General features: G+C 45.5%; 8 protein-coding genes. 6 read left to right on the plus strand and 2 right to left on the minus strand.

Annotated features, from left to right (window positions below; all coding sequences use genetic code 11):
• The 5 genes from ABW391_RS20510 to ABW391_RS20530 all read left to right on the plus strand — a co-directional run.
• Positions 1-693: response regulator (locus ABW391_RS20510; protein WP_353483784.1), on the plus strand; the 693-nt coding region annotated here is incomplete at its 5' end.
• Positions 694-731: 38 nt separating this feature from the next.
• Positions 732-1,154 (plus strand): response regulator, encoded by a 423-nt coding sequence (locus ABW391_RS20515; RefSeq protein WP_353483785.1) that lies wholly within the window; start codon positions 732-734, stop codon positions 1,152-1,154.
• Between the two features lie 24 nt (positions 1,155-1,178).
• Positions 1,179-1,793, plus strand: coding sequence for a biliverdin-producing heme oxygenase (locus tag ABW391_RS20520; protein ID WP_353483786.1), 615 nt, complete (start codon positions 1,179-1,181; stop codon positions 1,791-1,793).
• The gene (locus tag ABW391_RS20525) at positions 1,783-4,059 is read left to right on the plus strand and encodes an ATP-binding protein (RefSeq protein ID WP_353483787.1); all 2,277 of its coding nucleotides are present in this window, start codon (positions 1,783-1,785) and stop codon (positions 4,057-4,059) included. Before ABW391_RS20520 ends, ABW391_RS20525 begins: the two co-directional genes overlap by 11 nt.
• Before the next feature lie 104 nt (positions 4,060-4,163).
• A complete protein-coding gene (locus tag ABW391_RS20530; RefSeq protein ID WP_353483788.1) occupies positions 4,164-5,297 on the plus strand; it encodes a vWA domain-containing protein in 1,134 nt (377 codons plus the stop codon).
• A 103-nt stretch (positions 5,298-5,400) separates the two neighbouring features.
• Here the strand turns inward: ABW391_RS20530 and ABW391_RS20535 are convergent, their stop codons facing one another.
• Positions 5,401-8,235, minus strand: a complete 2,835-nt coding sequence (locus ABW391_RS20535; protein ID WP_353483789.1) for a T9SS type A sorting domain-containing protein — start codon at positions 8,233-8,235, stop codon at positions 5,401-5,403.
• A 390-nt stretch (positions 8,236-8,625) separates the two neighbouring features.
• Here ABW391_RS20535 and ABW391_RS20540 point away from each other — a divergent pair, with 390 nt between their 5' ends.
• Positions 8,626-9,534 carry a MerR family transcriptional regulator gene (locus tag ABW391_RS20540; RefSeq protein ID WP_353483790.1) on the plus strand — a complete coding sequence of 303 codons (909 nt, stop codon included), beginning with the start codon at positions 8,626-8,628 and terminating at the stop codon, positions 9,532-9,534.
• A gap of 4 nt (positions 9,535-9,538) precedes the next feature.
• Here ABW391_RS20540 and truA read toward each other — a convergent pair whose 3' ends face one another.
• A complete protein-coding gene (gene truA, locus ABW391_RS20545) occupies positions 9,539-10,309 on the minus strand; it encodes a tRNA pseudouridine(38-40) synthase TruA (protein ID WP_353483791.1) in 771 nt (256 codons plus the stop codon).
• Positions 10,310-10,572: the final 263 nt, after the last annotated feature.

Genomic DNA, 10,572 nt, shown 5'->3' on the forward strand with positions numbered 1-10,572 from the left:
CCTTTTTTCTTATTCACATCTTTGCCCTATTCTTCTCTAATTATTTTACGATTCACACCACTCGTACCAACAGTCCTTTCAATTTCAACAATCAAATGTGTGAATTATGTAACTTTTTTCAAAAATTATGTAACAATCTTTTTTATTGAAACCACTACTTTTATGCAAGTTCGTCAATTAAATTCGGTTGTCAATTTCGTGAAAAAATATTTTACGAGAATAAGCTGCTGTGTAAAAAAACAAATGAACAACCCACTCAATATACTACTTGCTGAAGACGATTTGGACGACCAGGTTTTCTTTGAAAAAGCATTATCCGAACTCCCCATTTCCACTAAACTCACTACAGTTAAGGACGGAGAGGAACTCATGAAATACCTTAGTGCCAATTCAGGCAATGCCAGCAGCACCGATATCCTTTTTTTGGATTTAAGTATGCCTCGCAAAACAGGGGTTGAATGCCTGGTTGAGATAAAAGAAAATGCAGAATTCAAAAAGTTGCAGGTGGTGATGTTCACCACTTCTTTTTCTAGTAATATTCATTTTGAACAGAACCTGATCAACACACTTGAAAGAATCGGTGCCGATGGTTTTATTCGAAAGTCCGAAAGTTTTGACCAACTGAAAAATACAATTGAAACGACACTCAGCAGACTGGTAGATAAGCGGATCATTCAAGCGCAAAACAAGTAGTGCTTTTACTAAGTAACGCAGAAAAATTATCACAAAAAATGTATGAAATTAAAATAAGCAATGTACTGCTTGCAGAGGATGATGAAGATGATGTACACCTTTTTAAAACCGTTTTAGCTGAATTGAACCAGGATATACTTGTTACAGTAACAACAGACGGTAATTTGTTGATGGCTTTTTTAGAACAGGCAACCACCCTGCCCGAAATGATTTTTCTTGATTTGAACATGCCTTTTAAAAACGGCTTCGAATGCCTGAGTGAAATCAGGGGCAATGAAAAATGGAACAGCATTAAAATTTTTGTACTGTCCACTTCTCATCAACCGCAACATATAGAAAATGCTTATAAAGGCGGTGCGGATTTATACCTTGCCAAGCCCACCAGCTACACTCAATTTAAAAACATGGTAGAAAAATGCCTCGTCAACAATTGGGAAGGGTTAAAACAAACCATCCATTAAAATCAAATTTTAAACCAGTAACACTTGGAGTCAACCATTTTTTTACAGCGCCTACGGAGCAAAACAGCAAACAGTCACCAGTTGATTGAGCAAAACAGCGCTTCACAATTGTTAATCAGCAAGGGGGTAACTATTGCTCAATATGCCCATTACCTCAAAAGTATGTATGGCTTTGTATATGGTTTCGAAAAGATAGTGTTTCCAATATTAAAGCACCATCCATTGCTCCAACTCAACGATAGAAAAAAATCGCACTTTATACAAGCCGACCTTGCCATGCTGAATCAAACTGCCGCACAGCCTTATGTTAGCGATGTACTATTTAGCACCCATTACCAAACTGCCTCGGCCGCATTAGGGGGGATGTATGTGCTGGAAGGTTCTACGCTTGGCGGGCAAATTATCAGCAAGCATCTATCAACAGTTTTAGGTACTACAGTTTCCGGAAAAACTACTTATTTAAGCGCTTATGCCCGCCAAACCGGCACCATGTGGAAAAGCTTTTTGCAATTGCTTTGTGAAGCAGGTGCAAGCAACAACAATGAAGACGAAATTATTGACAGTGCCGTAAACACATTTTCGCTGCTAAATAATTGTTTATCAGAATATTCCTATAAACTTGCTGAAAATGAAAATTAAAAATTTAGTTCCTGACCATGAAGTAACGATAACCAATTGTGAAAGCGAACCAATACATATACCGGGCAGCATCCAACCCCATGGCTTTTTACTTGCTGTAAAAATGCTTGATTATTCTATTGCGTTTGCAAGTAAAAATTGCGAAACATATTTTCAGGTGCCATTGAATGAAATATTGGGCAAAAAGTTAAACCTGTTTTTTGATGAAGAAGAAATAAACACTTTTACTGCGCAATTCGAATTGAACGGTAGTGAAATGAACCGCCCTTTTATTTTTTCGCTACATGGTAAACTTTATACTACATCTGTGCATAAAAGCGGTGATACGGTTATTTTAGAGATGGAACCTTTTGTGGAGGAGCACAGCTATATGCCCGAACTGTATATACAAACAAAACGTTTTGCCTATTATACAGAAAGATCGGATAACCTGAAGAATCTTTGCCAGGATATTGCCAATGAAACAAAATTGATAACTGGTTACGACCGGGTAATGATCTACCGTTTTGACAAAGATTACAATGGCGAAGTGTATGCCGAAACAAAACGTGAAGACTTGGAATCATTTTTTGGGCTGTATTATCCCCATACAGACATACCCGCGCAAGCCCGTGAACTTTATTTACGCAATCATGTAAGGATGATAGCAGACGTGGACTATGAGCCTGTGCCATTGTATGCACTGGAAGAAGAAGGCGGTTCTGTAATTACATTGGACCTTAGTCATTCTTTTTTGCGTTCGGTGTCGCCCATTCATATCCAATACATGAAAAATATGGGTGTGGCCGCTTCATTCAGCGTCTCATTAATTCACAATAAAAAATTGTGGGGGCTGATATCCTGTCACCATGACACCCCAAAATATATTCCTTATTATGCAAGGCTTGCAGCACATTTACAGGCCATCTTTCTCCAATCTCAAATTGAGGTACGAAAGGTGGCGGATGAATTTGAGATCACTAAAGAAACCAATAAAAAACTGCAGGAGTTGAGCGAACAATTTACCAAAGAACAGTCTTTTATCGGCAATGAAGTAACCTTACAATTGATAAAAACCCTTTTGCATGCAGATGGTCTTGCAATAATACACAATGGCAATTTCTTTACGTCAGGCACAGTGCCTGAGAAAAAAGAAATGCAATTAATGGCAGACTGGCTTTTTAAAAATATAAAAAAAGAAAATTTTAATACAACAAGATTTGTGGATGATTATTTGCCTGCAAAAACACTGAGCAATGGTGTGGCGGGAATTTGTTACCAGCGGCTTAGTGTATTACCGGGCAATGCTATCTTGTGGATGCGGCGCGAAATTCAAACAACAAAACTGTGGGGAGGTGACCCCAACAAATCGATAATATTAAACGAGGAAAATAATTTGCTCACGCCCCGAAAATCATTCGCCGCTTGGAGCGAATCCGTAAAATATCAAAGCAAGGAATGGCTAAGACCCGAATTAAACGCGGCGGCTACCATATCATTGGTGATACAAAAGCAATTGTATCTGACTGATTTGATAGAAGACGAAGTAAAATACCGCAGCCTCAATGAGCAACTGCAAAAGTCCAATGATGAACTGTCCAACATGAACTGGATAAGCACCCATGATTTAAAAGAGCCTTTACGAAAAATACAGATGTATGCTTCCATTATTTTAGAAAAATACAGCAATGAAATTCCGGATGTTGTGAATTCAAATATTGTGCGCATGCAAGCTTCTGCAGCCAAAATGCAGCGGCTGATTGAAGCATTGGTTTCTTATGCCAGTTTGATGTATGATGAGGCAAGATTTGAGGTAGTAGACCTGAATAGTGTGATGAAAGAAGTGGTCATGGATCTAAAAGAGGAACTTGAAGAGAAAGGTGCTACGATTGATATAAGCACTTTACCTACTGTAAATGGCATAAGCTTTCAGTTGCATCAGTTGTTTGTAAACATCATCAGCAATGCCATCAAATTTGCAAAGCAGGATGTCCCGGTTGTTATAAAAATAAGCAGCACAACATTTACTGCTGAATCTGCAACCGTTGCAGGTGAAGCCCCAAAGCATTGGTATAAAATTTCTTTTGTTGACAATGGAATTGGTTTCAACAACACCTTTAAAAACGATATTTTCAAAGTATTTAACAGGCTGAATACCAACCAATACATCGGTTCGGGCATTGGTCTTGCCATTAGTAAAAAAATTGTAGAGAATCACACCGGCACCATCACCGCCACAGGCGAATTGAACAAAGGAGCACGGTTTGACATCAATCTTCCCGCCTGATAAAAATAGTCACTGCTATTTTCGGATATAAAAATAGGGCAGATTGAATTGCCTCAATGGCTTTTTTGTAAATTACCAACTCACATTTGCGACATACATGCCTCATGTCAGACCTCATCCAACGCCGTACCAGTCTCAGCGCCAACCTGCTGGCTTTTTGTCGCCACCTGCGGCAAAAAGGTTTTACCATTGGGCCACTGGAAACCAGCAACATGCTGGCGGCATTGGAGATTGTGGCCCCTTTTCACGATCCGCAATTGTTTCAGTATACCTTGCGGGCCACTTTGGCACGCACCCGCCGGGAGCAAGAGCTTTTTGACCAGATCTTTCCCAAATACTGGAAAGAACTGGAGCAAGCCGTGGATTCCAAAATTGCACAAGACGAAGCGCCCCGCAAGCCCGGCACCCGCCAACAAGCCCCTTCGCTGTACGCACTCAAAAGCTGGCTCAACGGCAACCCCGTACAAGACAACCTCGAACTGGCAGTATACAGCGCGCAAGAATCCTTGAGCAGCAAAGACTTTTCCCTGTTCAGCGCCGAAGAACTCCAGGAAATCAGCAAACTCATCCTGATGCTGGCGCGGCGCATGGCGCGGCAATTCAGTCGCCGCAAAGAACGCGCCCATTCGGCCAATCAACTCGATTTGCGCAACACCATGCGCAAAAACCTGCGGCGGGGCGGAGAATTGATCGAGTTGGCCCAGTTTCAACCCCGGCAGCAAAAGAATCAGTTGATCTTGATTTGCGATGTCAGCAAGTCAATGGATTTGTACAGCCAGTTTTTGATCCAATTCATCTATGCGTTTCAGCAGGCTGGTCAGCGGGTCGAGACATTTGTTTTTTCCACCAGTATACAGCGCATCACCAAAGTGCTGCGCAAGGGCAATTTCCGCGAGGTGCTGGCGGAATTGGGCGAAAATGTACCCGCCTGGTCGGGCGGAACCCGGATCGGGGAGTCCCTTCATCAATTTTATACCCAGTATGCCCGCTTGCTGCACGGCCACAGTACGGTACTCATCCTCAGCGATGGTTGCGATACGGGAGACATTGAAGTACTGGAAGAAAGCATGCGCAAAATCAGTCGCAAAGCAGAACGGATTATCTGGTTGAATCCCCTGGCCGGGAGGCCTGGTTATGCGCCGGAGGTGCGGGGCATGCAGGTTTCGATGCCTTATATTGATGTGTTTGCGCCACTGCACAATGTGGAGAGCTTGCGGGCGCTGGGGAGGATTTTGTAAAGCGGGATTTTTAAAAACAAAGCGCACAAGGACATACATTCCTTTGTGCGCTTTGATTTTAATCGTATGTCGATGGTGGTTTTCAACCATCTTCACTGCATGTCTAAAATTTTACCACCCGCTCAATCCGCTGACGGCCATTTCCTTGCAAACGCAGGAAGTACATGCCCGCAGGCAAATTGGCCAGATTGATCGGTACATCGGCCTGGAGTACATTGCCCAATTGCACTTGGCTCAGTACCTGTCCAACGGTGTTGATCAGTTGAACCTGTAAATTGGCGCGCTCCCGCAGTGATACCCGCAACAAGGTTTGTTCATTGGTCGGGTTGGGTGCAATGCTCAGGTTGTCTACCGGCAATTCCTGATCGCGTGCCGAAACCGTAAATTTGACATCCAGATCCAAAACTGAGGTACATCCAAAGCGATCGGTAACGGTTACGCTGTATTTTCCGGCAGGCACTTGGGAAATCTGGGCACTGGTTGCTCCGGTGTTCCACTTGAATTTGTAAGGAGCGCCATTCGTTTCCACTTTTACACTGGCCGAGCCATTGCGCAAAGTTGCATTGCTAGCATTGCGGGTGGTGCTGCTCAAGTTCAGTTTGGCGGGGCAACGGTTCAGGTTAATATTGTCCAGATCGATCCAGTAATCGCCCCCACCCCAGGTAGCCGCAAGGCGAATCTGAATGAATCTAGTGGCATAAGCCCCCAGTTTCACCGTAATTCGGCGCAATTGAGTAGAAGAGAGGTGATTGGCCGCCGTAATCGATTGAAGCACCACAAAAGTGCGGCCACAATCAGTAGAAACCAGCACATCCAGGCGGTCGTTGGCCGTCAGTTGGGTGGCGGTTACGGTATTGCCGGATACATTCACGTAGCGGTATTCAAACGTCAGACTGTCGTTGGCGGCAATGGGACCGAATACCGGAGTAGTGGCACGCAAATTGACATCGCCGCTGAACAGGTTGTCAGACAGGGTAAAACTGCTGTTGCCCCGGTCTTTTACCACCACGGCATCGGCATCAATCGTCCAGTCGCGGGGAATGCCGCCGCGCTCAAAATCTTCACCAAAAGGAACCGGATAAGCCGTATTGAAGCTAAAGTAAGCCGTATCGTTGGAAGCCAGCACATCGCCAACCACCCAGGCTTTAATGTTGTAAGTGCCGGGAGTAGCGGAGTTGAAGGTTCCTTTAAAGGTATAGGTGTTTTTGGCGTTGGGCGCCAGGGTAAATCCACCTACGTTTTCGGTCACAACAGTACCATTGTTGATGCGGTACGCTACCGAGAAAGCGGTGGCGTTGTTGCGACTCAGGTTGCCCAGGGCAAAGGCCAATTGATCCGTAGAATTGCCACAGGCTTCGGCAGTGGTATTGCGTACACTCAATGCCAACAGATCGCGGGTTGGTACATGAATCTGGATGTTGTCGATCAGGGCACCTTCCAGGTTGTTGGCAAAATCGGATAAGAAAGCAAAGCGGAGGCGTACGTTAGGTGCAGTAGCCGTACCGGGCAATGGATGCGAAGCGGTAAACCAGCCTTTCACGCCACCGTTGCCGTTCCAGATTTGGCGCGTAACGTCGTTGTACCAATTGATGCCGCTGGTGTTGTCGCCCAGTTTAGCCCAGGAAACGCCGCCGTCGGTGCTCAATTCAACCCACATGCCATCGCAACAACCTTCGAGGTCGAGTTGGGTGGCGAAAGTCAATACGGGATCAGCAGTGAGTTTTGAAAAATTGAAGCAAGGCGAAGCCAAATAAGACACCTCGCTGCTGTTGTAGCTGCCGTTGAGTTTGGTGGCCCACACTTGGTTGCCACTGAAAGCTGTATTCAGTACGCGCTTGTTGGGCGCACCCAATTGCCAACTGGCGTTGACACTTTTTTGATCTACGGTCCAGCCAGTGAAGCTGTCTTCCAACAAATTGACGGATGGGAAACTGGTGATGGTAGGCAAACTGGTAAACGTATACCGCAGGGTATCGTTGCGGGGTACGCTGTCGCCTTTCATTTCCGTCCAGGCATCGATGTAATAATCGCCCGGAGGGAAGCTGTATTTGTTGTCAAACTCGGCTACATCCGAGCTGTCGCGGCCAACAACTCCGGTATAAACACCATCTTTGGGCATACTAATCGGTACGGGCATGCCATTTACGGCATATTTGAAAGGCACCAAAGACTGGGGTTCACCGCCGAAGTTGCGAATCAGTACGCGCACCGTATCGCCTCGTTCCAGGCCACATTCGGTGGTTGGGCTTTCGATACCTGAAATTCCCAGGTCAATGGCAAAGCGGGTTTTGAACGCAAAGGGGCCGAGAGTCTGGCTCGTATCGGCAGGATTGCTGCAAATCAAGCTCAGGTATAGGTCGTAGTTGGTATTTTGAGTCAGGGTTTTTAAAATCACCCGGGTTGCGGTAGTCCGCACCGTAGTGCCGAGGCCTTTATTCGGCAAAAAACCTTTTTTTCCGTATTCCAGAAGGTAGGTTCCGCCTACTACGTTGCCCAGCCAGCTCAACTGAGCGGTAAAGGCACGCACGTCTTCAAATGCCAGACTGGGCCCTGGAGGAGCAGCACAAGTGGGGCAAATGATTTTGGTGCGCAATACGATTCCGGCCTTTGGCAGAGCCGTACCGGTTGTGTACACCACTTTTCCTTCCTGATCAAGCAAGGAATAGGAAACCTCCAGATCGAATGGGCCAGGTTTGTAGGTGAGGCGCAAACTGTCCCCGTTATTGAGGGTCAGGTAATGCCGCGCCTTGCTGCCATTGGTGATGGTGTATGTAGTAGCGGTATTGTTAATGCGTGCCTCCAATTGGGAGCCGTTCCAGCCATCGCCGAGTAGATCATTTAAGTCCAGCGTGTAAACACAGGGAGTAGCTTGGGCGTAAACCTGCCGGGCGAAGCAAGTAAGGATAGATAAAAAAAGTAGAGCCTTAATCCACTTCATAATGATTGTTTTGTAGAAATTTAAGCATTGAGAGTATCTTAGGGACGGAATTTAAATAAAGTTACATTCTGACTGGGCTCTTTTTTGATTTTGCTGCGTTACTCGTCAGTTGCGTAGGCTGGCTATGCGCCTTCCTCGCGCCTTGCCAAATCAAAAAAAAGCCGAGTCAACTTTGCACCTTTATTTAATTTCCGGCCCTTAGCGACCTGCTAAAGTTAGCAATTTAATCCATATTGCACTTTCTTTAACATCATGTGTGAAAACAGGCGACACAATTTTTTGCAAGTAATAAACCTTTTAATGCGTCTGATGTTAGCTAATGGTGAAATCGAAAGCACAACTGAAGTAAAAGTAAAGATTATAATTCACTGAAAAAAAACGCCTTAGCAAGTGGCAGTTTATTCTATCCGAGACTTGGAAAAACTCTCCGGGATCAAAGCACACACGATCCGCATTTGGGAGCAACGTTATGGAGTTATTGCTCCAAAGCGAACCAAGACGAATATTCGCTACTACCAAGACGATGACCTCAAGTTTTTGCTCAACGTTGCGTTGCTCAATAAAAACGGCATCAAGATTTCCAAAATCGCCACAATGACGCGCCATGATGTGGCCGAAAAAGTGGCAGCTATTTCAGAGGTCAATTTCGAACACAATACCCAACTGGATGCCCTCACCATTTCGATGATTGAAATGGACGAGCAACAATTCGACCGCATCATCACCACCAGCACCCAACAAATTGGCTTTGAGCGCACCATGCTCGAAGTGATTTATCCTTTTCTGGACAAGTTGGGTGTCCTTTGGCTTACTGGTTCGATCAATCCCGTACAGGAAAATTTCATCAGTTACCTCATCCGCCAAAAAATCATCGTGGCCATCGACAATGAGTCGATCCCACAGGGAAAATTTGCCAAAAAATTCATCATTTATCTGCCGGAAGGCGAAAAGCAGGAATTGAGCTTGCTGTTTATGCATTACATCCTCAAATCTCGCCGCAATCAGGTGCTTTACCTGGGGCAAGACATCTCAATAGGTGACCTGCGCGATGCTTGTAAGGTACACAAGCCGGATTTTATTTTTACCATGGTGACCGAGACGTTTTTCAAAGAGCCTGTCCAACGTTATGTAGACAAGCTCTCTGAGACTTTCCCCAACTGTCACATCCTACTTTCTGGTTATCAGGTTGTTGCCCAAAAAGTATCCTCTGCACACAATGTAACCGTATTGCGCAGTCTGGATCATACCCTCGATTTTTTGGAAGAATTGAAGCAACCCGTTGCTGCTCGGGTAAACTAACCAATCAGAGCAACGTACGGAATTCGGTACTGATTTTTTCTCCCTTGAAGTACACGCGTTCCAAAAACAAGCCTCCTGGAGGCGCTGTATATTTTGCTGGTTCAATGCTGGGTTTTTCCAGCCATTCCTTGAATTTGCTGGGTTCTATCCTGCCAGTTCCTACTTCTACCAAACTTCCTACAATGCGGCGCACCATTTTCCACAAGAAATGCGAAGCGACCACGTGTACAATCAGCTTATCACCCTTCTCCACTACTTTGAGTTGCAGCAAATCAACTTTGGAGCTTTTCTCCGTTCCTTTTTCGTTGGAAAAAGATTTAAAATCGTGCATGCCCACCAGGTATTCTGCTGCTGCATTCATGCGATCAATATTGAGCGGATCTTTGACCCACCACATGAAATGCTTGCCAAAAGCGTTGCGCCTTCGGGAAATATGGTACACATAACTGCGCGCAACCGCATCATGGCGGGCGTGAAATTTTTGCGCAGCCTGATCGATGCTCAGTATGTTGATGTCGTGGGTGAGTTGATCGTTCAGTTTTTGACGCATCAGTTTCACCGGCATCTTGGTCTCTACTTCGATGTGTGCCACTTGCCCAAGGGCATGTACACCAGCATCGGTTCGCCCCGATCCGTATACTTCCACGGTTTCTGTTTCGAAAACAATTTTCGCCGCTTTGATGAGTTGCCCCTGGATGGAGCGGGCATCTTCCTGCACTTGCCAGCCCTTAAAACGGCTGCCATCGTATTCTAAAGTCAATTTAAATCTTGCCATACTGCAAAAATGCGGCGGGTTTGGCAGGAATTGGAGGATTTGTTGATTTTTTTTCAGAAAACCCGTCGGGGCGACCGTCGGGGCGACAGTTGGGGCGACCCTATGTGGCCGCCCTTTCCCGGTCTTCCCAAATATTATCATTGCCGCGGCCACATAGGGTCGCCGCTAATAGGCACCTCAACTTAACATTGCAGCGGCCACATAGGGCCGCCGCTAATAGGCACCTCAACTTAACATTGCAGCGGCCACATAGGGCCGCCGCT

The sequence above is a fragment of the Haliscomenobacter sp. genome, assembly GCF_040403615.1.
In the GTDB taxonomy this organism is placed as follows: domain Bacteria; phylum Bacteroidota; class Bacteroidia; order Chitinophagales; family Saprospiraceae; genus Haliscomenobacter.